The organism is Pseudooceanicola sp. HF7 (genome assembly GCF_011806405.1).
Taxonomy (GTDB): Bacteria; Pseudomonadota; Alphaproteobacteria; order Rhodobacterales; family Rhodobacteraceae; genus Pseudooceanicola.
In genome coordinates this window covers 1-24,740 of the sequence record NZ_JAATOW010000027.1, presented here as the reverse complement: position 1 = coordinate 24,740, position 24,740 = coordinate 1, and the positions used below count along the sequence as shown (strand labels likewise).

The following is a 24,740-nucleotide window of genomic DNA, read 5'->3' as shown; positions in this document are numbered from 1 at the left end:
CGGGACGCCTGTGCAGCCTTGCAGGGCCAAATACCCTTGACCTTCTGCACGACGGCATACCATCTATGCCCGAGAGTAACTCTTAACTCCAAGAAAAGGGGGCCCCAAATGGCTTTTGAACTTCCCGATCTTCCTTACGCCCACGACGCACTTGCAGACCTGGGTATGTCCAAGGAAACGCTGGAATATCACCACGACATTCACCACAAGGCCTATGTCGACAACGGCAACAAGGCCATTGCCGGGACCGAGTGGGAAGGCAAATCCGTCGAAGAGATCATCAAGGGCACCTACGACGCAAACGCTGTTGCCCAGAACGGCATCTTCAACAACGCCTCGCAGTTCTGGAACCACAACCAGTTCTGGGAAATGATGGGCCCCGCGCAGACCGGCATGCCCGGTGAGCTGGAGAAGGCCATCACCGAGAGCTTCGGTTCCGTCGACAAGTTCAAGGAAGACTTCTCTGCCGCAGGCGCGGGTCAGTTCGGCTCTGGCTGGGCCTGGCTGGTGAAAGACACCGATGGCTCGCTCAAGGTCACCAAGACCGAGAACGGCGTGAACCCGCTTTGCTTCGGCCAGACCGCTCTGCTGGGCTGCGACGTGTGGGAACACTCCTACTACATCGACTTCCGCAACAAGCGCCCCGCCTACCTGTCGAACTTCCTCGACAAGCTGGTGAACTGGGAAAACGTCGCTTCGCGCATGTAAGCTTCGCCCGTCAAGGCACTGGAAAGGCGTGGGGATTTCCCCGCGCCTTTTTTCATGCGCGGGTTTCGGCTGAGGCCCGGCAGAGGACCGCGGATTTGGTGGGGGCTGAACCTGCCCGAGGGAACAGCAGGCCGTGGCAGGCGTTGTCTTGATGAAACCAAGGAAAGCGAGGAGCACCATGGCCGAACGCAAGAAATCCAAGGACGGCACCCGAGAGACCGAACAGGTCCTTGGCGAGCGCCCCGAAGACATGTCCCCGGCCGGCCAGCAGGGCCGCAAGGGCGGTGAGTTGCAGACCAAGGTCGGCACCCGCGATGAGAAGAAGGGGCTGAACACGCGCCCGGGCGAGAAGACCCGCCCGCTGGCCCAGGATCGCAATGAGTCCGGCGACAAGGAGAAAGTGTGATGGCGAATATTCCCAACGATTGCTGGGTGATGGTAGCGGATGGCGAAAAGGCCATCTTTCTGCGCAACATCACCGATGCGGAAGACCCCAACCTTGAGGTCATTCGCAAGGAAGAGCAGGAGAACCCCTCTGACCGCGAACAAAGCGCCAATCGCCCCGGCCGCAAGGCCGATACCGGCGTCGGCCAGCGCTCTGCCATGGACGACACGGACTGGCACGAGCTGGCGAAGGAGCGCTTTGCCGACGAGATGGCCGATATCCTCTACAAGCTGGCCCACCGTGGCCGCTTCGAGAAAATCGTGTTGATCGCGCCGCCCAAGACGCTGGGAGAGCTCAGGAAATCCCTGCACAAGGAGGTGGCGGACAAGGTCATCGCCGAGGTGCCCAAGAGCATGACCAACCACCCCGTGGATGAGATCGAGAAGCTTCTGAAGGCGGAAAACGTCTGAAGAGGCGGGACGCCTAGTCCAGAAGAGAGCCGAGGGCGCGCAGAGCGCCTTCGGCATCCCCGACCGCCGTGATGCTTTCGATCACGGCCCTGTCGGTAAACCCTTGGCTGACCATGTGATCCAGCATCGTCAGCAGGGGATCCCAATAGCCTTCGACGTTGATCAGCACGATCGGCTTGGCATGCAGGCCAAGCTGGCGCCAGGTCAGGACCTCGAAGAACTCGTCAAGCGTGCCGCCTCCGCCGGGCAGGACAACGACGGCATCGGAATTCACGAACATGACCTTCTTGCGCTCATGCATGGTCTCCGTGACCACGTAGCGGGTCAGGTCGCTCTTGCCGACTTCCCATTTGACCAGATGCTCGGGGATGACGCCAAAGGTCTCTGCCCCGGCCGACTGGGCGGCGCGGGCGACTTCGCCCATCAGGCCCACGTCTCCGGCGCCGTAGACCAGCCGCCAGCCGCGGCCCGCAAGCCCGGCGCCCAGGGATTTTGCCTGTTCCGCATAGGCTTGTTTCGCACCCGGGCGTGAGCCGCAATAGACACAGATCGACGCTTTCGTCATTTCGGACTCCCCGCTGGCTGCGATTTCTTTGGATCGGTGATAGCCTTCTTGCTATATGTGCTCAACCGCTCAACAGGCGGTATGCATGGGGAATATCAAGGAATTCTGTCACGATGCCTGGGGAATTTAACGCCGGACCTGCTCTTGCCGTCGTGACCACCGCCTTTGTGGCGGGGGGGGGTGCGATCTGGATGGGCTGGATCGGTCCTTATGGCGACAGTGCGGAAACAACCCCGGTCACGGAGGCCGCCGTCAGTCCTGAAGCCGGGGCGGAGGCACCCGTTGAGACCCCCGTTGAAGGTGGGTCTGAGAGCCCGGCAGTCGCCCAGCCTGAGGTCGCGGATGCGGCGCCGGCCGCCCTTTCCCAGCCCCAGGAAAGTGTTTCAGAAGAACCAGTTGCGGCGGGAAGTGAAAGTGATGCTTCAACTGCTGCGGCGCTGAGTGAGCCTGCCGTGGAGCAGGTCCCGCCGGGCACCGCCGAAGAGGCCGCGCCCCTGGCCGAGGTTGCCTCGGCCCCCGCACCCAGTTTCGATGTGGTTCGGGTGGAGCCCGATGGCACGGCGCTGATCGCCGGCCAGGGCGCCCCGAATGAAGAGATCTCCATCCTGATCGACGGCAACGAGCTGCAAAGCGCGCGGACCGGATCGGACGGGCGCTTTGTCAGCTTCCTGTCCCTTGGCCTCAGCGAGACGCCGCAGGTCCTGACCCTGCGCGGCGCTGGCACAGATGGCACTGCGGGCACCGATGGCGCGCAACAGGTGATCCTGTCGCCCAATCCCGCAGCCGGGGGCGTCATGGTGGCCGGCGCGCCGGAGCTGGTGCAGCCCGCCGCGACCCCGCCGCAAAGCCCCGAGCAGCTGACAGCCCTGCCTGAGGGCGAAACGGACCTGCCGGAGCCTGCCGCGGAAAGCCCGGAAATGGCGGCAGAGGGCACGGCCCCCGCCGAACCGCAAACCCCGACGGTCCTGCTGGCCGATGGCAGTGACGTGCAGGTGCTGCAACAGCCCGACGCGCCGACTGGCGCCGAGGGGGTGGAGCTGTCCACGATTGCCTATGACGCCGATGGCGCGGTGATGCTGAAGGGCCGGGCGCGCCCCGGCAGCTTCGTGCGTGGCTACCTGAACGGGGTGCTGAAGGCCACGGCAGAGGTGTCCTCTGAGGGCAGCTGGGAAAGCCGCGTGCCGGGGGTGATCCCCGGTGTCTACACGCTGCGCGTGGATGAGGTGGACAGCGAGGGCGCGGTCATGAGCCGGGTGGAAACGCCCTTTGAACGCGCCGCACCTGCCCAGATCGCACAGGCCCGCGAAGAGGCCGGCCAGGCGGGCAGCCCGGTGTCCGAAGTGACGATCCAGCCGGGCAATACGCTTTGGGCCATTGCGCGGGAAAACTACGGTGACGGCGTGCTTTACGTGCGTGTCTTCGAGGCGAACCGGGAGCTGATCCGGGACCCTGACCTGATTTATCCCGGCCAGGTCTTCACTATTCCTGGGGCAGATTGAAGCCCTTGCGCTCCGGCGTGACGGCCTGTTGGGCCATCTCGTTCAGGCAGCAGGAGCGCACGTTGGTATCGCCCGCGCAGCAATCGGACAGCAGATAGCCGATGGTGCCGCCGATGCGGTCCCGCAGCGCCCGGTAGAACACCATGCGCCCGCGCCGCTCCGGCGCGACGATGCCCGCCTGTTCCAGCACGTTCAGGTGGAAGGACAGCCGCGAGGCGGAGACAGAGACCGTCTGCGCGATATGGCCGGCAGAGGCGCCCTCTGGCCCGTGGCGGACCAGGAAATGGACAATATCCAGCCGCGTCTCGTTCGAGAGGGCCGCAAGACAGTCGAGGGCTTCTTGGCGCTGCATCTTTCAACTTCTCATGAAACGTTGAACTATTGGACGATAGGTTATATGAGCCGGGCAAACAAGAGGAGAGCCGGGCATGAGCCTACGCCATTCGCATGTGACCACCACGGAGATGCCGAAGAACGGCGGCAAGATCGTGGCCCGTGTCCTGCCTTATCTCTGGCCGAAGGAACATGCCTGGGTGCGGCGGCGCGTGTCATGGGCGCTGGTGATCCTTTTCGTGGCGAAGTTGGTCGCGGTTGGTACGCCGTTTCTCTACAAGGCCGCCGTGGATGCGCTTGCCAAGGATGGCGGGGACAGCGCGGCCTGGTTGCTGAGTATCGGGGCAGTGGGGTTAACGGTTGCCTATGGCTTCGCGCGCCTGATGTCCGTGGGCTTCCAGCAGCTGCGTGACGTGGTCTTTGCCCGGGTGGGGCAACGCGCCCTGCGGGCCCTGGCGCTTGAGACCTTCACCCATATCCACCGCCTGTCGATGCGCTATCACCTGACGCGCAAGACCGGGGGGCTGAGCCGGATCATCGAGCGCGGCGTCAAGGGGATCGAGTTCCTGTTGCGCTTCATGCTGTTTTCCATCGGCCCGCTGATCCTGGAACTGGCGATGATCGCCGTGGTCCTGGCGGTGATGTTCGACTTTACCTATGTCCTCGTGGTGGCCGTGGTCATCGCCTTCTACACCGCCTTCACCTTCAAGGTGACGGAATGGCGCGTGAAGCTGCGCAAGGAGATGAACGACCAGGACACCGATGCCAACCAGAAGGCCATCGACAGCCTTCTGAACTTCGAGACGGTCAAGTATTTCGGCGCGGAGGCGCGCGAGGCACGGCGCTACGATCATGCCCAGGAACGCTACGAGGCGGCCTCCCTGAAGACGGCCTATTCGCTGGCCTTCCTGAACTTCGGCCAGTCGGTCCTGATCACGGCGGGGCTTGTCGTGGTCATGGTGATGGCCGCGATCGGCGTGCAGAACGGCACGCTGACGGTGGGGGATTTCGTGCTGGTGAACAGCTACATGATCCAGATCACCATGCCGCTGAACATGCTGGGCACCGTCTACCGGGAGATCCGCCAAAGCCTTGTGGACATGGGGGAAATGTTCCACCTTCTGGACCAGCCCGCAGAGGTGCAGGACAAGCCGGGCGCGGCCAAGCTTGCGGTTTCGGGCGGCGAAGTGGTGCTGGATAACGTGCGCTTTTCCTATGACCCGGAGCGCGAGATCCTGAAGGGTGTGAGCCTGCGGGTCGCGCCGGGTCAGAAGGTGGCGCTTGTGGGCTCTTCGGGGTCGGGCAAATCCACCATCGGGCGGTTGCTCTTCCGCTTTTACGACGTGACCGGCGGGGCGATCCGGATCGACGGGCAGGACCTGCGGGACGTCACCCAAGCCAGCCTGCACCGGGCCATCGGCGTGGTGCCCCAGGACACGGTGCTGTTCAACGACACGGTGGGCTACAACATCGCCTACGGCCGCGAACATGCCACCGAGGAGGAGATCATCAAGGCCGCGCAGGCAGCGCAGATCCATGACTTCATCATGTCCCTGCCGGAGGGCTACGAGACCCGGGTGGGCGAGCGTGGGCTGAAGCTTTCGGGCGGGGAGAAGCAGCGCGTGGGGATTGCCCGGACGCTGCTGAAGAACCCGCCGGTGCTGCTGCTGGACGAGGCGACGAGCGCGCTGGACACCGATACCGAGCGCGAGATCCAGTCGGCGCTGGCGCGTGCGGGCGAGGGGCGCACGGTGCTGACCATCGCGCACCGCCTGTCCACCATCGCGGATGCGGACCGAATTGTCGTTCTGGAAAAAGGACTTGTGGTCGAAGAGGGCACCCATGTCGACCTGCTTGCGCGGGACGGGCGCTACGCGGCGCTTTGGGCGCGGCAGTCGGCGGAGGCGGAGGAAGCCGCCTGAGGAGGGGCGTTTTTTCCAGGGTGATTTGGGCCTGAAAATGGCGTCGGTACCACGTCTGTTTTGCGTCGGTATTACGTCGGTATCACGTCGGTGCGCTCCGCACGTTGGCGGAAGGTCTTGTTAGGGCATCTCTGAAATTAGCGCGGGCGCCGGGGGATCACCTCCGGCGCCCGCGTTCAGTTTCATGCCTGGGGCGGCTGGCCGTTGGAGGCGGAAAGCCCGCCATCCACGGGCAGGTTCACCCCGTTGATGAAGCCCGCATCGGCCGAGGCCAGGAAGCAGATCGCGGCGGCCACGTCTGCGGGCTCGCCCGGGCGGCCCAGGGGCAGGCGCTCCATGAACTTGTCGACCAGCTCCGTGTTGTCGAACATGCCATCGGTCAGCGCCGTGCGGGTGATCGAGGGGTTCACCGCGTTGACGCGCACGCCGCTGTCACGCGCATCCAGCGCCAGCGAGCGGGTAAGGTTGGTGACGCCGCCCTTGGCTGCGTTATAGGCGAACATATTCCAGTCCCCGCCGGTGCCCGACACGGAGGAGGTATTGACCACGTTGCCGCCAGAGGTTTTCAGCGCCCCCCAGGCCGCGCGGGTCATCAGGTAGAGCCCGGTGAGATCGGTGCCGATCACGCGCTCCCAATCCTTGACCGGCATTTCGTCGATCGCGCCGGAGGCCGCGATGCCGGCGTTGTTGACCAGCACGTCCAGCGCGCCGAAGTGCTCCACCGTTTCGCGCACGACGCGGGTGGTGTCCTCTTCCTTGCCGATGTCGGCACAGAGCAGAAGCACGCGGTCTTCGGGCAGGTCGCGGGCGGCCTCTTTCAGGTCATCGGCAGAGCGCGCCACCATTGTGACATTGGCGCCCTCATGTGCAAAGCGGCGGGCGGTGGCGCGCCCGATGCCGGTGCTGGCGCCGGTGACGATCACCGTCTTGCCGGTGAAGCGGTCAAGGCCGGGATTGGGGATGCGGTCGGTTTCGGAAATATCCGTCATGGGGTGTCCTTTCCATCAGGCCGACAGGGGGAGGGTCTGCCGGTGTCATGAAGAGAACGAAAAGACCCCCGGTGCCTGTTCCGGGCAGCGGGGGTCCTGAGCGCGTCAAGCGGGGGCACAGGCGCAATTGCAGGGGCTGTGGGGCAGTCCTGGGGCCGAATGCGCGGGCCTATTCGGCGGCGCGCAGGCCCTGGCTGTCCGGCGTGTCGAGCGGCGCTTCCAGCGGCCAGAGGATCTCTGGATGCTTGACCCGGCGGGCGGCGCGACGCAGGGCCCAGTCCTGCGCGGCCTGTGATGAGCGCCCGAGCGAGAGCGAGGCCAGCCCGCGCGCGATCCAGAGAACGTAGTGCCCGGCCCAGACCCGCAGCGCCAGCATCGAGGGCGTGAAGACCAGGGTCAGCACCGTGGCGATGCCCAGGCCGAAGACCACCGCCGTTGCCAGCTGTTTCCACCAGAGCGCGGTGGGGCTGTCGATGGAATAGCCCCCGCCCAGGAAGTCCAGGCTGAGGCCGAACATCATCGGGGCCAGCCCGGCCATGGTGGTGATCGTGGTCAGCAGCACCGGGCGTATGCGATCCTCTGCCGTGCGGATGATCGCCTCGATCCGGGGCATGTAGGCGGAATATTCCTGGTAGGTGTCGATCAGCACGATGTTGTTGTTCACCACGATCCCGGCCAGCGCGACGATGCCTGTGCCGGTCATGATGATGGAGAACGCCTGGTCCATGACGAGCATCCCGATCAGCACCCCGGCGGTGGACATGACCACGGCCAGCAGCACCAGCACGGAGTTGTAGAAACTGTTGAACTGGGCCAGCAGGATGATGAACATCAGCGCCAGCGAGGCAGAGAAGGCGGTCATCAGGAAGGTTTCGGATTCCGCCTGGTCCTCCTGGTCGCCGGTCCATTCGTAATCGATCCCCGCCGGCAGCACGCCGCTGTCGAGCCATTCGGTGAGACGCTCGATCCGTTCGTTCGGGGTCATCGGAACCTCGATCGTTTCGCCGGTGCGCGGGGCGGTGGTGGTGGTGGTCAGCCCGGTTTCCACGGCGGCCTTCACATCGAAATAGCGGGTCTGGTCGACGCGCTTGATCTGGGCCAGCTTTTCCACCGGGCGGCGGGTGATGAAGTTGGAGAGCGGCACCAGCCCTTCCGGGGTGCGCACCTTGAGCGTATCCAGGGTGGAGAGCACCCGGTCTTCTTCCGGCAGGCGGAGGCGGATGGAGATTTCCTCGTCCGAGGTTTCGACGGGCATCGTGTCCAGCTCAAGCCCTTGGGTGATCAGCTGCACCATGGCGCCCACGGTGGCGACATCGGCGCCGTAGCGGCCTGCCTTTTCGACATCAACGTCGATCTGCCAGTCGATGCCGGGCAGGGGCAGGGTGTCTTCGATCAGGGTCAGCCCGCCGATCTGTTCGAACTTGTCGCGCGCCAGTTCGGTAGCGGCGATTAGCGTGTCCCAGTCATCGCCCTTAAGGCGCAGGTGCACCGGCTTGGCCGAGGCCGGGCCCATGTCGCCTGCGAGGATCTCTATCTTGATGCCGGGGATCTGTTCGGCGGCGGCGGTGAGCTCGTCTATCACGCGGTTGCCGTCCAGGTCGGGGCGGTCGCTGCGGTCTTCCCATGGGATGATCTCAAGGTTGATCTGGCCGATGGTGTCCAGCGGCGGCTCGGCCCCGCCGGTGTTGCTGTCCAGCCCGCCTTCACCGGCGAAGGCGAAGGCGCTTTTCACGCCGGGGTGGCGCAGGATGACCGTTTCGACCTGGGCAACCAGCGCATCCTTCTGTTGCAGCGAAAGGTTGCCGCGGGCGCGGACGTAGACGATGGCCTGCTCGGGCTCGCTTTCCACGAAGAACTCGACCCCTTTCTGGTGGGAGCCGTAGTAGCCGAAGGTGGCGACGACGAAGCCTACGACCGCCACGGCGGTGACGATGGGCATGACGGGGTTGGCCGTGATCGCCCACATGAGCCAGCCGAAGGGCGTGCGGCTGCGGGTCCTGACCGCGCCGGCGCGTGCCGGGCGGCGGACGGAGCCCATCACGATGGAGGTGGCGAAGGTGGCCAGCAGGAAAAGCAGGATGCCGGGCAGGGAGGCCATGGGCCCCGCGCCGATCATCGGCTCACCCGACAGGTAGCCGGGATTGATGGTCAGCATGGCGCCCATGTACATGCCCAGGATCGTCAGGGGCACCAGCGCAAGGCGCAGCCAGGCGGGGGCCGTGCGGCGCAGCCAGGCGGCGGAGCCGTCAAAGGCGCGGGCCAGGCGGCCGATCACGCCGCCCATCACCGGCAGGTAGATCAGCGCCACGATCAGCGAGGCCGAGAGCACGAAGATCAGCGTGACCGGCAGCATCCCCATGAACTGCCCCACGATGCCGGGCCAGAAGAGCATCGGAAGAAAGGCGCAGAGCGTGGTCGCGGTCGAGCTGACCACGGGCCAGAACATGCGCTTTGCGGCCTCCACGTAGGCATGCATGGGCCCGGTGCCTTCGGAGATCCGCTTGTCGGCGTATTCGACCACCACGATGGCGCCGTCCACCAGCATCCCCACGGCCAGGATCAGGCCGAACATGACGATGTTGGACACGGTGATGCCCATGATCGAGAGCAGCACGAAGCAGAGCAGGAAGGAGGTGGGGATGGAAAAACCCACCAGCACGGCGGGGCGCGGCCCCAGGGCGGCCAGAACCACGATCATCACCAGAGCGATGGCGGTCAGCACGGAGCCTTCGAGCTGTTCGACCATGGAGCCGACGACGCGGCTCTGATCGTTGGAGGTGCCCATGTGCACGGCTGTCTGAAGCTCCTGTGGCCAGAGCGCCTGCTGTTCGGCGACCACCTCCTTCACGCGGGTGGCGGTGTCGATGATGTTGAAGCCCTTGCGCTTGACGACTTGCAGGGCAATCGTGGTTTCGCCGTTGAAGCGGGCGGTGCCGGTGCGGTCCTCGTAGGTCATGCGGATGCTGGCAAGGTCGCCCAGCGTGACTACGCGGTCGCCGTTCAGCTTGACGGGCAATTCGTAGATGTCCTGCAGCTCATCGAAGGAGCCGGGGATCTTGACGGCAAAGCTGCCTGCCGCGCTGTCGATATCCCCGGCGGCGATCAGCTGGTTGTTGTTCTGCACCACCGCCAGCAGTTCGGCCGCCGTGACGTTGTAGCTTTCCAGGCGGATGGGATCGATCACCACCTCGACCATCTGGTCGCGATTGCCCGCGATGCCGGCTTCCAGCACCGCGTCCAGGCTTTCCAGCTTTTCCTGAAGGTCCTCGGCAATGCGGGCCATGGTGCGTTCGGGAACCTGGCCGGTGAGGTTCACGATGATGATCGGGAATTCGGAGAAGTTGATCTCGTTCACCGAGTAGCTGTCGTAACCTTCGGGGAAATTCGCCTCGGCCTTGCCCATGGCGTCGCGCACGTCGGCCATGGTCTTGGTCTTGTCCCAGCCGAATTCGAATTCCAGCGCCACGCCGGCATAGCCTTCGGCGGCGGTGGAGGTCATGGTCTTGAGCCCGTCGAGGTCGGAAAACTCCGTCTCCATGGGTTTGATCAGCAGGGTCTCACTGTCCTCGGCGGAGATGCCCATGAAGGGGACGGAGACGAAGAGCGCGGGGATCTCGATGTCCGGCTCGCCCTCCTTGGGGAGGGTGGCATAGGCATAGGCCCCGGCGGCGATGGAGAGCGCGATGAAGGCCAGGATCATCCTGGCGCGGGAGGCGGCCCAGTCGACCAGGCCGGTCATTGGCCCGCCCCGTCGGTCAGATCGGGCAGGGCCAGGTCGCCCTCTCCCGCGCCGGGCAGATCGTAGCTGGCCAGCACGGGCACGCCGGCGACCACGTATTCCTGGCCGATGACGATCACGTCGGCCTGGTCGGGCAGGCCGGTGACCCAGATGCCGCGCCCGCTGTCGCGCAGGATCTCAACCGGCACGAATTCCGCCAGAGAGGTCTTGCCTACGACGCGGACGCCCAGCTCGCCTTCATCGTTGAGGGTCAGCGCGGATTGCGGCAGCAGATGCGCCTCTACCCCGCCCGAGGCGATGGAGATGGTCGCGGTCTGCCCGTCCCGGATGGCGAGATCGGGGTTGGGCACGTCGATCTCAACGCGGAAGGTGCGGGTGGTGGGATCGGCAGAGCGCGACAGGAAGGTGACCTTGCCGGTGACTTCGCGCCCGCTGGCGGTCAGAAGGGCCCGGGCCTGGGCGCCAAGGTTGGCGCGTTCCACCTCTGTCTCGGGCAGGTAGCCCGTCAGGCGGATCGGATCCAGGTCATAGAGCGTGGCGCACAGCCCGCCGGCCTGCAGGTAGGCGCCGATTTCGGCCGTATCGCTTTCCAACAGCCCGTCGAAGGGGGCGTGGATCTGCAGGCGCTCGATCTCCTTCTCGGCGGCGGCCACGGTGGCCCGCGCGGCAGAGATGGAGGCCTCGGTCGAGGACAGCCCTGCCTTGGCGGCGCTCAGCGTGGCTTCGGCAGAGCGCACGGCGGCACGGCGGGAGGCCAGGGTGGTGGAGGAGGCAAAGCCCCCCTCTGACAGCTTGTCGGCGGCGGTATAGTTGATCTGGGCTTCTTCCAGCAGCGCTTCTGCCTCGATCACGCGGGCCTCTGCCGTGGGCACGGAGGCCTCTGCCTCGGCCAGGCGGGCCTCGGCTTCGGCCAGGGAGGTTTCGCGCGTGCCGGCATCAAGCTTGCACAGCAGATCGCCCTGGCTGACCAGCGTGCCCTTGGAGATCGGGGCGGACAGCACGGTCGAGCTTGTCTCTGCGCGCAGCTCCACCTGGCGGGCGGCTTCGGTCTGGCCGCGCAGCTGGATGGAATTGTCGAGCGGGCGGGCGATGGACTTCAGGGCGACAACGCGGATCGGCGCGCCCTGATCTGCGCCGGCCTCTTCGCTGGCCGCCTCTGGGGTCTCCTCCATGACGGCGTTGGACATCGCATCGCCAGAGGGGGCGTCGGCGGGCCCGGGCGTTTCGGCGGGGTTGGTCACGGGCGCTTCGGCGGCTTCTGCGCTGCCGGCGGGGGCGTCGTCTTCGCGCGCGACGGCGATGGCCGCATCGAGCCCCTCGCCACGGGCAAAGGTGAAAAGCGCGTCGCGTTCAATGAGAACAAGATAAAGGACAGCCACGACGAGAATGGCAGAAAGGAGAGAAATGAATCGCATAATCTGCACCCGAAGTTTCGCGAAATGGTTCAACCCGAGTTAGAGAGACTGCGCCTTAATACAAGTCTTTTGCGCCCTTAAACTAAACTGATCGTCTCACTTTTCTCGTCTTACGGCAGTTGGGGCACATTTTATGCACCGCTTTGCGCGAAACGCCAGCCTGAAAGCCCGTTTTACAGGGGCGCAACGGGGATCGCTTTCGCCCTTGCCGTCCCGTCGGGCGGTGGCGCGGGGGGCAGGGCGGCGCCGGTGCAAGGGCGGGGTCGGGCGCGGGCTTGGCAGTGAGCGGGGGCTGCGGTAAGAGGGTCCGAAATTCCAAGGGAGCCCGCCGTGAGCGACACTGACAGTTTCATCGATGAAGTGAATGACGAGCTTCGCCGGGACCGGCTTTACGGGATGTTTCGCCGCTATGGCTGGATTGCCATCCTGGTGGTGCTGCTGATCGTCGCGGGGGCTGCCGCGAACGAATGGTACAAGGCCCGCCAGGCGGCAGAGGCGCAGGCCTTTGGCGATGCGATCCTGGCCGCGCTGGACAGCGAAACGCCGGAAGCCCGCGTTTCCGCGCTTGAGCAGATCGAGACGCTGGACAACAGCCAGGAGACCCTGGTGGCCCTGCTGGCCGCCTCCGAGGCCGCCGCGGCCGGGGATCGCGCCCAGGGGGCGGATCTGCTGGAGGGGCTGAACACCGAGGGCATGAAGCCGATCTACGGTCAGCTTGCCACCTTCAAGAAACTGATGATGGAAGCAGAGACCACCACGCCCGCCGAGCGGCGCGAGGGGTTCATGGGCCTGATCGCCCCCGGCGCGCCGCTGCGGCTGCTGGCCGAGGAGCAGATCGCCCTGACCTATATCGAGGAAGACAACACCGCCGAGGCGCTTGAAAGCCTGCAGGCGATCCTTGCCGATGCCGAGGCGACGCAGGGCTTGCAACAGCGGGTCACACAGTTGATTGTGGCTCTTGGCGGCACCCCCGGCGAGGCTGGCTGACCCACGCCGGACCGCCTTGCCGATGCGGCGGGCGGTCGATCCGGCAGGCAGGCTTTGGCCCGGGTTCGGGGCAGGGCGGCTTGACGGGGGCGACGGGCAACGGCACAGGGGGCGTATCCGGGGGGCTCACCTGCAGGCAGGTAACCTTCTGAAAGACCGCGGGAAGTTTCCCGCAAGGACATGATCCCGGCGACCCAGAGGGAAACCGGGCAAGCGACGGCGCAAGATCGAAGGGCGGGCATGGCAAAGGCAGTGACGAATTCCCTCATTCGCGGGGCAGATAACAGCGGTTCCGGCCCCATCGGAGCCATGCGCCCCGAAGGCCCGCAGGATGGCCCCAAGACGCGGCCTGGTGCGCGGTCCGGCCGGCGTTCGGGCCTGCGGGTCACGGCGCTTGCGCTGACCAGCCTGGTGGCGCTTTCGGCCTGTAACGGGCGGGACACGCTGCTGACCGGCGCGCGCGAGGATCTCTTCTCGGTCACCGCGCAGGGGCCGGCGGAAACGGCGCCGCTGCCCAACCGGGCGCTGCCGATTTCCCTGCCCGCGGTCAGCCGCAACAGCGAATGGCGCCAGGGCATCGGCTCTCCCGGGAACCGGGTCGCCAATGCCGCTCTTTCCAGCAACCCGCAGCCGCTCTGGGCGGTCAGCATCGGGGAAGGCGAGAGCCGCAAATCCGAGATCACCGCGGATCCCGTGGTGGCCGGCGGGCGGATCTTTACCCTGGATGCGGGCGCGGGCGTGAGCGCCGTGACGCCCTCGGGCCAGCTGGCCTGGCGCACCGATCTGACGCCGCCGCAGGACCGATCCGGCGAAGCCTCCGGCGGGGGGCTGGCCTATGCGGACGGCAAGCTTTTCGTCGCCTCCGGCTATGGCACGCTGACCGCGCTGGACCCGGCGACGGGTGGCGTGATCTGGCAGCAGAAGCTGATGGCCGCGGCCACCGGCGCGCCGACGGCCTATGGCGACCTGGTCTATGTCACCGCCGGCCAGTCCGAGGCCTGGGCGATCGAGCAATCCAATGGCCGCGTGCGCTGGCGCCTGTCGGCCACGCCCGATCTCAACAGCCTGTCCGGCGCTCCGAGCCCGGCGGTGGACGATCAATACGTGATCTTCGGCTTCGGCTCCGGTGAGCTTCAGGCGGCCTTCCGCCGGGGCGGGATGCGGGTCTGGGATGCGCTGATCACCGGCCGCCGCACCGGCTTTGCCCGCGCCAACATCAACGACATCACCGGCGATCCGGTCATCAGCGGCAGCACGGTCTACGCCGGCAACCAGTCCGGCCGCATGGTCGCGCTGCAGAAGGCCAACGGAGAGCGGCTCTGGACTGCGGACGAAGGGCCCATGGGCCCGGTATGGGTCGCGGGCGGCTCTGTCTTCCTGCTCTCGGACGGCAATGACCTGGTGCGGCTGAACGCCGGCACGGGCGAAAAGATCTGGTCCGTGGACCTGCCGTTCTTCAAGGCCAGCAAGCCCAAGCGGCAGGATGCGGTCTATGCCCATTACGGCCCGATCCTGGCGGGCGGGCGCATCGTCGTGGCCTCTTCGGATGAGGTCCTGCGCCTCTTCGATCCGGTCTCCGGGGCAATGACGGCCTCTGCCGCGCTGCCCGGTGGGGCGGCAAGCGCACCGGTGGTGGCCGGTGGCGTGCTCTACGTCGTCTCCAAGGACGGTGTCCTGCACGCCTATCGCTGAGCCCGGCCAGGGGCGCGCCGGGCCATCTGGCCCGGTGGCAGGCAAGGGAGCGGCGGGCTTGTCCCGCCCGAGCGCGCCTGCCGCTGCCCGGCACGGGACGGCGGGGGACACCAGGGCCGGCAGGATTTGAGGGGTCCGGATCAGCACCGGCCCTGATGGAAACGCGCATGGAATGCGGGGCAGGGTGCCTCGGGAAGGCGATCAACCCTTTCCGAAGCTTTTCTTTTGGTGTACCTGCCCCGTTCGAACCCCAACGAGGCCCAGCCAATGTCCTTCACCCTAGCCATCGTCGGCCGCCCCAACGTGGGCAAATCGACGCTCTTCAACCGCCTGGTCGGCAAGAAGCTCGCCCTGGTCGATGACCAGCCCGGCGTGACCCGCGACCTGCGCGAAGGGGACGCGCGGCTGGGCGACATCCGCTTCACGGTGATCGACACCGCCGGCCTGGAAGAGGCCACGGACGAAAGCCTGCAGGGCCGGATGCGCAAGCTGACCGAACGCGCCGTGGATATGGCCGATGTCTGCCTGTTCATGATCGACGCCCGCGCCGGCGTGACCTCGACCGACATGGTCTTTGCAGAGATCCTGCGCAAGCGCGCCGCCCGCGTGATCCTGGGGGCCAACAAGGGCGAAGGCTCTGCCGCGGATGCCGGTGTGCTGGAGGCCTACAACCTGGGCCTGGGCGAACCGCTGCGCCTGTCGGCCGAACATGGCGAAGGCATGAGCGAGCTCTTCTCCGTGCTGATGCCCATCGCCGAGGAATTCGAGGAAAAGACCCATGTCATCGCGGCGCAGGGCCCGATCATGGATGTCGCCCTTCCCGAGGAAGACGGCGGCGAGGCCGAGGGCGAAGCCGCCTGGCGCCCGACCGAGGAGCGCCCGCTGCAGGTGGCCGTCGTGGGCCGCCCGAACGCCGGGAAATCCACGCTGATCAACAAGTTGCTGGGCGAAGAGCGTCTTCTGACCGGCCCCGAGGCCGGGATCACCCGCGATTCCATCTCCTTGCGGATGGATTGGGACGGGGTGCCGGTCAAGATCTTCGACACGGCCGGGATGCGCAAGAAGGCCAAGGTGCAGGACAAGGTCGAGAAACTCTCTGTTTCCGACGGGCTGCGCGCGGTGAAGTTCGCAGAGGTGGTTGTCGTTCTGCTCGACGCGGCCATTCCCTTTGAACAGCAGGACCTGCGCATTGCCGACCTGGCAGAGCGCGAGGGCCGTGCCGTGGTCATCGCCGTCAACAAGTGGGACATCGAGGACGAGAAGCAGGACAAGCTGAAAGCGCTGAAGGAATCCTTCGAGCGCCTGCTGCCGCAGCTGCGCGGTGCCCCGCTGATCACCGTCTCTGCCAAGACGGGGCGCGGGCTGGACCGGCTTCAAGCGGCCATCGTCAAGGCCCATGACACCTGGAACCGGCGGGTCTCTACCGGGCGGCTCAACCGCTGGCTGGCGGAAATGCTGGCCCAGCACCCGCCCCCCGCGCCGGGCGGGCGGCGCATCAAGCTGCGCTACATGACCCAGGCCAAGACCCGGCCGCCGGGCTTCGTGGTGATGTGTTCCCACCCCGACAAGATGCCGGCCAGCTATTCGCGCTACCTGGTGAACGGGTTGCGGGAGCATTTCGACATGCCCGGCACGCCGATCCGCCTGACCATGCGCGGGCAGGGCGACAAGAACCCCTACCAGGGCAAGACGAAGTCCACCCCCTCCCGGCTGCGCAAGCACCTGGGCAAGGCGCCGGCGGATGCCAAGCCCAAGCGCACCGGCCGCCCCTCTGGTGGCAAGCCCCTGGGGCGCAAGCCGGTCAAGTAAGGTCTGCGCCCCTTGGGCAAGGATCCGGAATGGAAAAGGGCGCCCGTGGGGCGCCCTTTGTCGTTTCGGGGTCTTTGGTTTTGGCCCCTGGCGGGCCTTGCAACGAAAGGGTCAGAGCGCCTCTCGGTAGGTCTTGATGGCGCGGAATTCCAGCGGCAGCAGCGCCAGCAGGACCAGCAGCGCCAGCACGCCGAAGCCGATGCGTCCGACGGCGAAATTGTCGATCACGATGCCCAGCACCGCCCAGACCATGGCGCCCAGGTAAAAGGGCAGCGACCGCAGGCTCATGCGGTAGATCAGCACCGCGATGCCTGCGGCCAGCAGCAGGAAACCGGCGTGGATCAGGAAGACCGGGGTGCCCCCGTAGCCGGTAAAGACCACGGCGGTGCCCACGCAGGAGGCGGCGGTCAGCCAGCCGGCGTAGAGCCCCACCGGCGCCTGCAGCCAGAGCCGGTCATGGTAGGGCAGGCGCATCAGCGCCCAGAGCGCCGTCAGCATCATCGCCCATATCATCACCGTCGCAACGATGGGAGAGATATTGGCAACCGGGATCCAGGCCGCGCCGATCACGAGGGAGGCCAGCAGAGGCCAGCGATGGGCGTCCCAGTCCGGGTGCAGCGGGCGCTTGAAGAGCCCGTAAAGCGCCATGACCAGCAGCCAGGCGTAGATCACCGTCCAGATCACCGCGAAGGTCAGCCCCATGGGCTGGATCAGCGGGTCGGTCTGCGGCAAGGGGAATTGATCGGCCGTAAAGCCGGAGAATCCGGGGCTGAGGATCGGTGAGAGCACGAAGGCGATCACAGCGAGAAGGATGAGGATCGGTTTTGTAAATTGCATGTCCCGGCTCCGGAAAAGGTGTTCTGGAGGACATACGCGCGAGGCCCGGAGAAAGTTCACACCCGGGCCGATTTTTCTTTTAAAAAGCACAATTTGGGACCCGTGGGACCGCCAGAGACGGATCCCGCCGCCGGGAGCCGCCCCGGCCCGGTATCAGGCCAGCGTGCCCTCTGCCGTCAGGGTCAGCTTGCCGCCCAGGTAGGGCGCCAGCACCTCTGGCAGGGAAACGGAGCCGTCTTCGTTCTGCCCGTTTTCCAGTACGGCGATCAGGCAGCGCCCCACGGCCAGGCCGGACCCGTTCAGCGTATGCACGAACTCCGGCTTGCCCCCTTCGGAGGGCTTGAAGCGGGCGTTCATGCGACGCGCCTGGAAGTCGCCGCAGACCGAGATCGAGGAAATCTCGCGGTAGGTGTTCTGCCCGGGCAGCCAGACCTCGATATCATTGGTGCGCCGCGCGCCAAAGCCCATGTCCCCGGTGCAAAGCGCCATGGTGCGATAGGCCAGGCCCAGCTTTTCCAGGATGCCCTCGGCGCATTTGGTCATGCGGTCGAGCTCTTCGCGGGAGGCCTCGGGATGGGTGATGGAGACCATCTCCACCTTCTCGAACTGGTGCTGGCGCAGCATGCCCGCGGTATCGCGGCCTGCCGATCCGGCCTCGGAACGGAAGCACTGGGTATGGGCCACGTAGCGGCGGGGAAGGTAATTTTCCTCTATCGTGCAATCGTTTACGATGTTGGTCAGGGTCACTTCCGCGGTCGGGACAAGCCAGTAGCCATCAGAGGTCTTATAGCTGTCCTCACCGAATTTCGGCAGCTGGCCGGTGCCATACATCATCTCTTCGCGCACCAGGACCGGGGTCCAGGTCTCGGTCAGGCCGTTCTCTTCGACATGGGTGTTCAGCATGAACTGCGCCAGCGCGCGGTGGATGCGCGCGACAGCCCCCGAAAGCACCACGAAACGCGCGCCGGACAGCTTGGCGGCGGTTTCGAAATCCATGCCGTCCAGCACGCCGGCCAGCTCGTAATGCTCTTTCGGGGTGAAGTCGAAGGCGGGCGGGGTGCCGTGGCGGTGGATCTCGACGTTGTCGTCCTCGTCCTTGCCATCGGGCGTGTCCTCATAGGGAATGTTGGGGATTCCCATAAGAAGATCAGTCAGTTGCGCGTCCAGCTCCTTGGCCTCTGCCTGCAGGGCGGCCACGGCGGACTTGGTCTCGGCGACCAGCGCGCGCAGGCGTTCGAACTCTGCCTCGTCGCCCTTGGCCTTGGCCGCGCCGACCTGCTTGGAGGCCGCGTTCTGCTCTGCCTGGGCGGTTTCCGCGGCGCGGATCTTGGCGCGCCGGGCCTCGTCCAGGGCCAGGATCTCGGCGGACATGGCAGAGGCTCCACGGCGGGACAGGGCGGCATCGAAAGCGGCCGGGTTGTCGCGGATGGTGCGGATGTCGTGCATGTCAAAGCCCCCTGGCTGATGAGATTCGTGCCGGGGTTATGCCGGATTTCTTCTGGAATGGTAACCGGGGAGTGCGCCGCGGCGCGCACTGTCGGCGCAGCATCGGTGCGACGTCTGTTTCGCGTCGGTATGACGTCGGTATCGCGTCGGTGCGCAGCGGGCGGTGGGTTAACGGGGGTGTTAAGGAAATAATCTTGGGGAGGGGTGGGAGAGGCGCGTGTGAACACGCACCCTACGGGAGGGTGTCCGGGTGGTTTTCGCGCTGCCAGGCGCGCCAGGCGTCGTAGAAGGGGCCGGCTTTCCCGAAGAAGTCGGCGTCGAGGTCTTCCCTGGGCCAGTGCTCTGGCCAATCCGCCTCTTCGTGACCTCTGCCGCCGGGAAGGCTGACGGACCCGTCGCCAAAGAGCGACGAAAGGTGATCGGTGATCTGTGGGACATCGGTGAAGTCGACCTCCTTGACTGCCGCTCTTCGAAGATCGGCGTCGGTCAGGGCGGTCTTTTGGTCTAACTGTGCCTCCCAGAGGTCCGCCCCCTGCAACATCGCCCGGCTGAGGTTCGCCCCCTGCAATTGCGCGCCCCAGAGTTTCGCCCCTTGCAATTGCGCCCTCACGAGGACCGCCCCTTGCAACTGTGCGTCCATGAGCTCCGCCCCCTGCAACTGCGCCCTCACGAGGACCGCCCCTTGCAACTGCGCGTCCCAGCCGTCCGCCCCCTGTAACTGTGCCTGCGTTAGGTCCGCCCCTTGCATCCGCGCCCACCTGAGGTCCGACCCCTGCAACTGCGCTTCCCAAAGGTCCGCCCCCTTCAACTCCGCCTCCCTGAGGACAGCGCCCTGTAACTTTGCCCGCTCGAGGTCCGCCCCCTGCAACTCCGCCTCTCTGAGGCTCGCCCCCTGAAGCTGTGCGCCCCTGAGGTCCGCCGGGCCCAGATCCAGATCCTGAAGGATCAGGCCACGCAGGTCGACCTGTTGAAGGTTGAGCCTGCGATCTTCCAAGGTTTCATGCTGGCGGCGTTTCGCACTGCGCGCGCTGATCACCCGAAGGGCCACGTCGATGTCGAGACGGGGCGGGAGGCGCACTTCTCTCCCCCACTTGCGCCACTCATCGGGGCTCGGTTCCAACGGGTCACCGGTTTCCGGATCAGTGCTTCCGGGCGGCCCGGTCAACTCGGGCCGTCCCGCATTCTGCCGGATATAGGCGCAAAGGATCTCCATTACCGGGATATGGTCCCGCTCACTGTCCTGTGCGATCCGCTCCAGCGACAGGATCGCGCCGATGCGCACCTCGATGTTCGGCTCCGTCCGCTCATCATAGACCGGGCGGGATAGGTCTGGCTTTTTATTGTCGTAAAGGACGTGAATGGGCTCTCCTTCCGCATTCACGCGCTGGCGCTTGACGGTCTTGTCCGCCCCCAGCCCCTCGACCGCCTTGTTGATCCGGTCGGTGATCAACCCTTCCTCCGTCGCCCGGGCGGTGCGTTCGTTGATCCAGACGCGGATCAGAGAGAACAGCAGCGTGGCAGAGGCCGCCAGAACACCGATCAGGACGGCGGCGGTGTACCCGATGTTGCGGATGTCCTCGTAGCTGTCGCCGGCCTCACGCGGGGCAGAGGCGCGCTCCTGCAGCAGATCCACCAGGTGGTGGACCGAGATCCCGACCTCGAACAGATAGAACCAGAGCGCCAGGCCGATCAGGGCGACACCCCCGATCATCAGGATCGCCACGTAATGTCTGCGAAGCTGCGCTGTCAGGCCCTGCCGCGGCGCAGGTCGCGCCGCGCCGTCCGAGCGGGACGGCATCTGCTGGATCAGGAAGAACACCAGCGTGAAGCCCAGGAAAATCCAAAGGAACGGATGGGTGACGATGGCCAGGTAGCTTTGCATGGGGCAGGGCGGGTCCTTCGTAAGACGGGGCAGGCTCCCCCCAACCCTGACCCGCCCGCCGCCCCCGCGCAACGCAATTGCGCCCACCACGGCAAAGGTGCATTGCCAACCTACGCGCAGCGGCTGCGCGCGCCGCCAGGCCCAACCCCGCCCACCGCCAGGCGGCCCGGGCCCCCGCCTCTCGCGGATCCTCTTCATCTGGCCGGAAATACTTCCGCCGGAAGCCGCCCCGCCCGCGCCGCCGGGCGCGACACCCGCCCGAAGGCCCCCCTCACCGAAACGTCAGGGAAATGCCCCCGCGCGCGGCGATCCGCGCCCCCATCCCGTCTTGCATTCCCCCGGCCCCGCACATAGGTTCCGGCCAACTTCGCGGGGGGAGACCCGCTTGCACAATCAGAAGGAACCTTGAATGGACCCCGCAGCAATCGGACAGTTTCTGCCGCTTATCCTGATCTTCGCGATCATGTACTTCCTGCTCATCCGCCCGCAGCAGAAGAAGATGAAAGAGCACAAGGCCATGGTCGAAGCCGTGCGCCGCGGGGACCAGGTGATCACCCAGGGCGGCCTGATCGGCAAGGTCTCCAAGGTCAAGGAAGACGGCGAGATCGAGGTCGAGATCGCAGAAGGCGTCAAGGTGCGTGTCGTGAAATCCACCCTGGCGAATGTCCTTTCCAAGACAGAGCCGGCCGCGGACTCCAAGTAATCCCGCGAAAGGGCCAGCCACATGCTGCAGATTTCAACGTGGAAACGGGTCCTGATCTGGGGGCTTGTCGCCCTCGGTCTGTTGCTGGCCCTTCCGAATGCCTTCTATCCCCGGGTCGAGGCCTATAACGACGAGCTTGCCGCCGGCGAAGAGGCCACGGGCTGGCCCTCTTTCCTGCCCTCCGGCCTGGTGAACCTGGGCCTCGACCTGCGGGGCGGGGCGCATCTTCTGGCAGAGGTCCGCGTGGCCGATGTCTACGAGACCCGGATGCAGGGCCTCTGGCCCGAGATCCGCAACCTGTTGCGCGACCAGCGCGACACGGTGGGTCCCATCCGCCTGCAACCCTCTGCCGGATCGGTCCTGAAGATCCGCATCGGCAATGAAGAGGGCATGGAAACCGCGATCCGCAGCGTGCGCAGCCTGGCCCAGCCGGTGGTCACGCTCAGCGGCGCGGGCGCCACGGACCTGGAAGTGAGCGGGCAGGGCGATATCCTGACCGTGGGCCTTTCAGAGGCCGAGCGCGTCGCGATGGATGACCGCACCGTCCGCCAATCCCTTGAAATCATTCGCCGTCGTATCGACGAGGTCGGCACCCGCGAACCCACCATCCAGCGCCAGGGCCAGGATCGCATCCTGATCGAGGTGCCGGGCGTGGGCTCTGCCGAGGAGCTGAAGGCGATCATCGGCACCACCGCGCAGCTCAGCTTCCAGCCGGTGATCCGGCGCGGCGTCTCCGAGAACGCGGCCGCCACGGCGGGCGAAGAGGTTCTGCCCTCGCTTGACGAACCGGGCACCTTCTACCTGCTGGAAACCGCCCCCGTCGTCTCTGGCGAGCAGCTGACGGATGCGCAGCCGACCTTCGACCAGAACGGCCGGCCGGCGGTCTCCTTCCGCTTCAACCCCTCGGGCGCGCGCAAGTTCGGCGATTACACCGCCCAGAACATCGGCAACCCCTTCGCCATCGTGCTGGATGACGAGGTGATCTCTGCCCCGGTGATCCAGGCGCATATCGCCGGCGGATCGGGCATCATCACCGGCAATTTCAGCGTCGAGGAAAGCACCAACCTGGCGGTCCTTCTGCGCGCGGGCGCACTGCCGGCGGGGCTCGACTTCCTGGAAGAGCGCACCATCGGCCCGGAACTGGGGGCAGACAGCATCCAGGCGGGCAAGATCGCCTGTATCGTGGCCGGTGTCGCGGTGCTGGTCTTCATGTTCGCCAGCTACGGGCTGTTCGGGCTTTTCGCCAATATCGCGCTGATCCTGAACGTGGGGCTGATCTTCGGCATCCTCAGCATGATCGGCGCCACGCTGACCCTGCCGGGGATCGCGGGCATCGTGCTGACCATCGGCATGGCGGTGGATGCCAACGTGCTGGTGTTCGAGCGGATCCGCGAGGAAAGCAAGACCGCAAAGGGGCCGGCCCGGGCGATCGAGCTGGGCTATGACCGGGCGCTATCGGCGATCGTGGATGCCAATATCACCACCTTCATCGTGGCGGCGATCCTGTTCATCCTGGGCTCCGGCCCGGTGCGGGGCTTCTCCGTGACACTGGCCATCGGCATCCTGACGTCGGTCTTCACGGCAATCTGGATCACGCGTCTTCTGATCGTGACGTGGTTCGAACGGGCACGTCCCAAGAAGATCGAGGTGTGATGATGAAACGTCTGAAACTGATCCCTGAAGATACGCATATCGACTTCTTCAAGTACCGTACGCTGACCTTCGGGCTGTCCTGCGTGGCCATGGTGGCCTCTGTCATCCTGTGGTTCACCATGGGGCTGAACTTCGGCATCGACTTCCGCGGCGGCACGACGATCCGCACCCAGAGCGAAGAGGCGATCTCGGTCGCGGATTACCGCGCGGCCATCGCGCCGCTGGAGCTGGGCGACGTGGTGATTTCCGAGGTCTTCGGCACCGAGGATCACGTGGCCTCCATCCGCATCCAGGCGCAGGACGAATCCGCCAGCGCCAGTGCAGAGACCCTGGCAGAGGTTGAGACGGCGCTGCAGGCGGTCGATCCGACGATCAGCTTCACCTCCGTCGAAAGCGTGGGGCCCAAGGTCTCGGGTGAACTGGTCAAGACCGCGGCCCTGGCCGTGGGGGCGTCCCTTGCGGCGATCCTGTTCTACATCTGGCTGCGCTTCGAATGGCAGTTCTCTCTTGGGGCGGTCTTCGCGCTGTTCCACGACGTGCTGCTGACCATCGGCATCTTCGCCCTGTTCCAGATCCGGTTCGACCTGGCGACCATCGCGGCGCTGCTGACGATCATCGGCTATTCGATCAACGATACGGTGGTGATCTTCGACCGGCTGCGGGAGAACCTGCGCAAGTTCAAGACCAAGCCACTGCTGGACGTGATGAACATCTCCGTCAACGAGACGCTAAGCCGCACGATCATGACCTCCGGCACGACGCTTATCGCGCTGATCGCCCTGCTGGTGCTGGGCGGCGACGTGATCCGCGGCTTCGTCTTCGCCATCACTTGGGGCGTGGTCATCGGGACCTATTCCTCGGTCTACGTGGCCAAGAACGTGGTGCTCTGGCTGGGCGTGAAACGCGATTGGTCCAAGCCCGACAACAACGCCGGCAACCAGTTCGCCAATATCGACGCCTGAGGCACGCCCGGCGGATCGAGGAAAGCGGATCGACGAAAGGAGCAGGCCATTGCGCCTTCAGGAGATCAACTACGACAATGCCCGTCCCATAGATGGCTATGGGCCGGGCTTCTTCCGCGTCGCAGGCGAGGTGCTGCCCGCCCCGGCGCTGATCCTGGCCGATGACGCCCGCCCCTGGGGCGGCCTGGAGGACAGCGAGACGCTGCTGGCGCTGGAAGGGCAGATCGACGTGCTGTTCATTGGCACCGGCCCGGAAATGACACCGGTTCCCGCCCCCCTGCGCCGCGCGCTGGAAGAGGCCGGGATCGCCGTGGAGCCCATGGCGAGCGCCTCTGCCTGCCGGACCTTCAATATCCTGCTGTCTGAAGGGCGCCGCGTGGCGGCGGCGCTGCTGGCGGCCTGAGCGCCCTAGTGCCGAGGGGCGGCCCGGCGGCGGGCTCCGGATGCCTCCGGCGGGAGTTTTTCGGCAAGAAGAAGACAGGCCGAAGGTCCTTCCGGGCGCCCGCGCTCTCCCGGGCAGGGCAGGCGGGGTGAACCTTCTTCTTGCCTGAAAACTCCCGCCGGAGGCCTTGGAATGGCGAGGCCGGGCGATCCGCCGCAGAGATGGCTGCTTCCGTGCGGGGCCGGGCTGCGCTACAGGAAATACATGGAACTTCTGGTTGAAAATCTGGGTGTTGCGCGTGGCGGTCTGCCGGTGCTCGACGGGGTCAGCTTTTCGCTGACCGCGGGCGAGGCGCTGATCCT

The 24,740-nt window shown here is 65.8% G+C and carries 20 protein-coding genes; 12 read left to right on the top strand and 8 right to left on the bottom strand.

Annotated features, from left to right (window positions below):
* The first annotated feature begins 108 nt into the window (after nt 1–108).
* From HCZ97_RS14605 to HCZ97_RS14595, 3 genes are all read left to right on the top strand, one after another.
* On the top strand, nt 109–708 hold the full coding sequence (locus tag HCZ97_RS14605; RefSeq protein ID WP_167689455.1) for a superoxide dismutase: 600 nt from the start codon (nt 109–111) through the stop codon (nt 706–708).
* Between the two features lie 178 nt (nt 709–886).
* Entirely contained in the window at nt 887–1,114 is a 228-nt protein-coding gene (locus tag HCZ97_RS14600; RefSeq protein ID WP_167689454.1) for a hypothetical protein, read from the top strand.
* A complete protein-coding gene (locus tag HCZ97_RS14595; RefSeq protein ID WP_167689453.1) occupies nt 1,114–1,563 on the top strand; it encodes a host attachment family protein in 450 nt (149 codons plus the stop codon). Before HCZ97_RS14600 ends, HCZ97_RS14595 begins: the two co-directional genes overlap by 1 nt.
* A gap of 13 nt (nt 1,564–1,576) precedes the next feature.
* Here the strand turns inward: HCZ97_RS14595 and HCZ97_RS14590 are convergent, their stop codons facing one another.
* Nucleotides 1,577–2,128, bottom strand: coding sequence for a TIGR00730 family Rossman fold protein (locus tag HCZ97_RS14590; RefSeq protein ID WP_167689452.1), 552 nt, complete (start codon nt 2,126–2,128; stop codon nt 1,577–1,579).
* Nucleotides 2,129–2,580: 452 nt separating this feature from the next.
* On the opposite strand from HCZ97_RS14590, the gene HCZ97_RS20875 reads away from it, so the two are divergent.
* Nucleotides 2,581–3,627, top strand: coding sequence for a LysM peptidoglycan-binding domain-containing protein (locus HCZ97_RS20875; RefSeq protein WP_167689451.1), 1,047 nt, complete (start codon nt 2,581–2,583; stop codon nt 3,625–3,627).
* On the opposite strand, the gene HCZ97_RS14580 is transcribed toward HCZ97_RS20875, so the two are convergent.
* Nucleotides 3,608–3,979 carry a helix-turn-helix transcriptional regulator gene (locus tag HCZ97_RS14580; RefSeq protein WP_167689450.1) on the bottom strand — a complete coding sequence of 124 codons (372 nt, stop codon included), beginning with the start codon at nt 3,977–3,979 and terminating at the stop codon, nt 3,608–3,610. The two genes, HCZ97_RS20875 and HCZ97_RS14580, sit on opposite strands and share 20 nt — an antisense overlap.
* Before the next feature lie 76 nt (nt 3,980–4,055).
* Between HCZ97_RS14580 and HCZ97_RS14575 the strand changes: the two genes are divergently transcribed.
* Nucleotides 4,056–5,882 carry an ABC transporter ATP-binding protein/permease gene (locus tag HCZ97_RS14575; protein WP_254871548.1) on the top strand — a complete coding sequence of 609 codons (1,827 nt, stop codon included), beginning with the start codon at nt 4,056–4,058 and terminating at the stop codon, nt 5,880–5,882.
* Nucleotides 5,883–6,064: 182 nt separating this feature from the next.
* Here HCZ97_RS14575 and HCZ97_RS14570 read toward each other — a convergent pair whose 3' ends face one another.
* The 3 genes from HCZ97_RS14570 to HCZ97_RS14560 all read right to left on the bottom strand — a co-directional run bounded on the left by HCZ97_RS14570 (nt 6,065) and on the right by HCZ97_RS14560 (nt 12,025).
* Nucleotides 6,065–6,871 (bottom strand): SDR family NAD(P)-dependent oxidoreductase, encoded by an 807-nt coding sequence (locus tag HCZ97_RS14570; RefSeq protein ID WP_167689449.1) that lies wholly within the window; start codon nt 6,869–6,871, stop codon nt 6,065–6,067.
* Between the two features lie 169 nt (nt 6,872–7,040).
* On the bottom strand, nt 7,041–10,610 hold the full coding sequence (locus HCZ97_RS14565) for an efflux RND transporter permease subunit (RefSeq protein ID WP_167689448.1): 3,570 nt from the start codon (nt 10,608–10,610) through the stop codon (nt 7,041–7,043).
* Nucleotides 10,607–12,025, bottom strand: coding sequence for an efflux RND transporter periplasmic adaptor subunit (locus HCZ97_RS14560; protein WP_167689447.1), 1,419 nt, complete (start codon nt 12,023–12,025; stop codon nt 10,607–10,609). Before HCZ97_RS14560 ends, HCZ97_RS14565 begins: the two co-directional genes overlap by 4 nt.
* Nucleotides 12,026–12,355: 330 nt before the next feature.
* Between HCZ97_RS14560 and HCZ97_RS14555 the strand changes: the two genes are divergently transcribed.
* The 3 genes from HCZ97_RS14555 (at nt 12,356) to der (ending at nt 16,513) form a co-directional block, all read left to right on the top strand.
* Nucleotides 12,356–13,012, top strand: coding sequence for a hypothetical protein (locus HCZ97_RS14555; protein WP_167689446.1), 657 nt, complete (start codon nt 12,356–12,358; stop codon nt 13,010–13,012).
* Nucleotides 13,013–13,252: 240 nt separating this feature from the next.
* Nucleotides 13,253–14,704, top strand: coding sequence for a PQQ-like beta-propeller repeat protein (locus HCZ97_RS14550; protein WP_254871547.1), 1,452 nt, complete (start codon nt 13,253–13,255; stop codon nt 14,702–14,704).
* Between the two features lie 267 nt (nt 14,705–14,971).
* Nucleotides 14,972–16,513 (top strand): ribosome biogenesis GTPase Der, encoded by a 1,542-nt coding sequence (gene der / locus HCZ97_RS14545; RefSeq protein WP_167689445.1) that lies wholly within the window; start codon nt 14,972–14,974, stop codon nt 16,511–16,513.
* A gap of 111 nt (nt 16,514–16,624) precedes the next feature.
* Here the strand turns inward: der and HCZ97_RS14540 are convergent, their stop codons facing one another.
* From HCZ97_RS14540 to HCZ97_RS14530, 3 genes are all read right to left on the bottom strand, one after another.
* A complete protein-coding gene (locus HCZ97_RS14540) occupies nt 16,625–17,350 on the bottom strand; it encodes a hypothetical protein (RefSeq protein ID WP_167689444.1) in 726 nt (241 codons plus the stop codon).
* A 153-nt stretch (nt 17,351–17,503) separates the two neighbouring features.
* A complete protein-coding gene (serS, locus tag HCZ97_RS14535) occupies nt 17,504–18,796 on the bottom strand; it encodes a serine--tRNA ligase (protein WP_167689443.1) in 1,293 nt (430 codons plus the stop codon).
* 232 nt (nt 18,797–19,028) lie between these two features.
* Nucleotides 19,029–20,678, bottom strand: coding sequence for a pentapeptide repeat-containing protein (locus tag HCZ97_RS14530; RefSeq protein ID WP_167689442.1), 1,650 nt, complete (start codon nt 20,676–20,678; stop codon nt 19,029–19,031).
* A 409-nt stretch (nt 20,679–21,087) separates the two neighbouring features.
* On the opposite strand from HCZ97_RS14530, the gene yajC reads away from it, so the two are divergent.
* Genes yajC through HCZ97_RS14510 form a run of 4 tightly spaced genes read left to right on the top strand, consistent with a single transcriptional unit; the run spans nt 21,088 to nt 24,399 of the window.
* Nucleotides 21,088–21,381 carry a preprotein translocase subunit YajC gene (gene yajC / locus HCZ97_RS14525; RefSeq protein WP_167689441.1) on the top strand — a complete coding sequence of 98 codons (294 nt, stop codon included), beginning with the start codon at nt 21,088–21,090 and terminating at the stop codon, nt 21,379–21,381.
* A gap of 21 nt (nt 21,382–21,402) precedes the next feature.
* Nucleotides 21,403–23,034, top strand: coding sequence for a protein translocase subunit SecD (gene secD / locus HCZ97_RS14520; protein WP_167689440.1), 1,632 nt, complete (start codon nt 21,403–21,405; stop codon nt 23,032–23,034).
* Nucleotides 23,035–23,036: 2 nt separating this feature from the next.
* Nucleotides 23,037–23,996, top strand: coding sequence for a protein translocase subunit SecF (gene secF, locus HCZ97_RS14515; RefSeq protein ID WP_167689439.1), 960 nt, complete (start codon nt 23,037–23,039; stop codon nt 23,994–23,996).
* A gap of 49 nt (nt 23,997–24,045) precedes the next feature.
* Complete coding sequence (locus HCZ97_RS14510; RefSeq protein ID WP_167689438.1) at nt 24,046–24,399, top strand: Mth938-like domain-containing protein; 354 nt, start codon at nt 24,046–24,048, stop codon at nt 24,397–24,399.
* Nucleotides 24,400–24,740 lie beyond the last annotated feature (341 nt).

What these genes read in the sequence shown, in the direction of transcription:
- HCZ97_RS14605 (WP_167689455.1), top strand. Translation starts at nt 109, where the DNA reads ATGGCTTTTGAACTTCCCGATCTTCCTTACGCCCACGACGCACTTGCA.
- HCZ97_RS14600 (WP_167689454.1), top strand. Translation starts at nt 887, where the DNA reads ATGGCCGAACGCAAGAAATCCAAGGACGGCACCCGAGAGACCGAACAG.
- HCZ97_RS14595 (WP_167689453.1), top strand. Translation starts at nt 1,114, where the DNA reads ATGGCGAATATTCCCAACGATTGCTGGGTGATGGTAGCGGATGGCGAA.
- HCZ97_RS14590 (WP_167689452.1), bottom strand. Translation starts at nt 2,128, where the DNA reads ATGACGAAAGCGTCGATCTGTGTCTATTGCGGCTCACGCCCGGGTGCG.
- HCZ97_RS14580 (WP_167689450.1), bottom strand. Translation starts at nt 3,979, where the DNA reads ATGCAGCGCCAAGAAGCCCTCGACTGTCTTGCGGCCCTCTCGAACGAG.
- HCZ97_RS14575 (WP_254871548.1), top strand. Translation starts at nt 4,056, where the DNA reads ATGAGCCTACGCCATTCGCATGTGACCACCACGGAGATGCCGAAGAAC.
- HCZ97_RS14570 (WP_167689449.1), bottom strand. Translation starts at nt 6,871, where the DNA reads ATGACGGATATTTCCGAAACCGACCGCATCCCCAATCCCGGCCTTGAC.
- HCZ97_RS14565 (WP_167689448.1), bottom strand. Translation starts at nt 10,610, where the DNA reads ATGACCGGCCTGGTCGACTGGGCCGCCTCCCGCGCCAGGATGATCCTG.
- HCZ97_RS14560 (WP_167689447.1), bottom strand. Translation starts at nt 12,025, where the DNA reads ATGCGATTCATTTCTCTCCTTTCTGCCATTCTCGTCGTGGCTGTCCTT.
- HCZ97_RS14550 (WP_254871547.1), top strand. Translation starts at nt 13,253, where the DNA reads ATGGCAAAGGCAGTGACGAATTCCCTCATTCGCGGGGCAGATAACAGC.
- der (WP_167689445.1), top strand. Translation starts at nt 14,972, where the DNA reads ATGTCCTTCACCCTAGCCATCGTCGGCCGCCCCAACGTGGGCAAATCG.
- HCZ97_RS14540 (WP_167689444.1), bottom strand. Translation starts at nt 17,350, where the DNA reads ATGCAATTTACAAAACCGATCCTCATCCTTCTCGCTGTGATCGCCTTC.
- serS (WP_167689443.1), bottom strand. Translation starts at nt 18,796, where the DNA reads ATGCACGACATCCGCACCATCCGCGACAACCCGGCCGCTTTCGATGCC.
- HCZ97_RS14530 (WP_167689442.1), bottom strand. Translation starts at nt 20,678, where the DNA reads ATGCAAAGCTACCTGGCCATCGTCACCCATCCGTTCCTTTGGATTTTC.
- yajC (WP_167689441.1), top strand. Translation starts at nt 21,088, where the DNA reads ATGGACCCCGCAGCAATCGGACAGTTTCTGCCGCTTATCCTGATCTTC.
- secD (WP_167689440.1), top strand. Translation starts at nt 21,403, where the DNA reads ATGCTGCAGATTTCAACGTGGAAACGGGTCCTGATCTGGGGGCTTGTC.
- secF (WP_167689439.1), top strand. Translation starts at nt 23,037, where the DNA reads ATGAAACGTCTGAAACTGATCCCTGAAGATACGCATATCGACTTCTTC.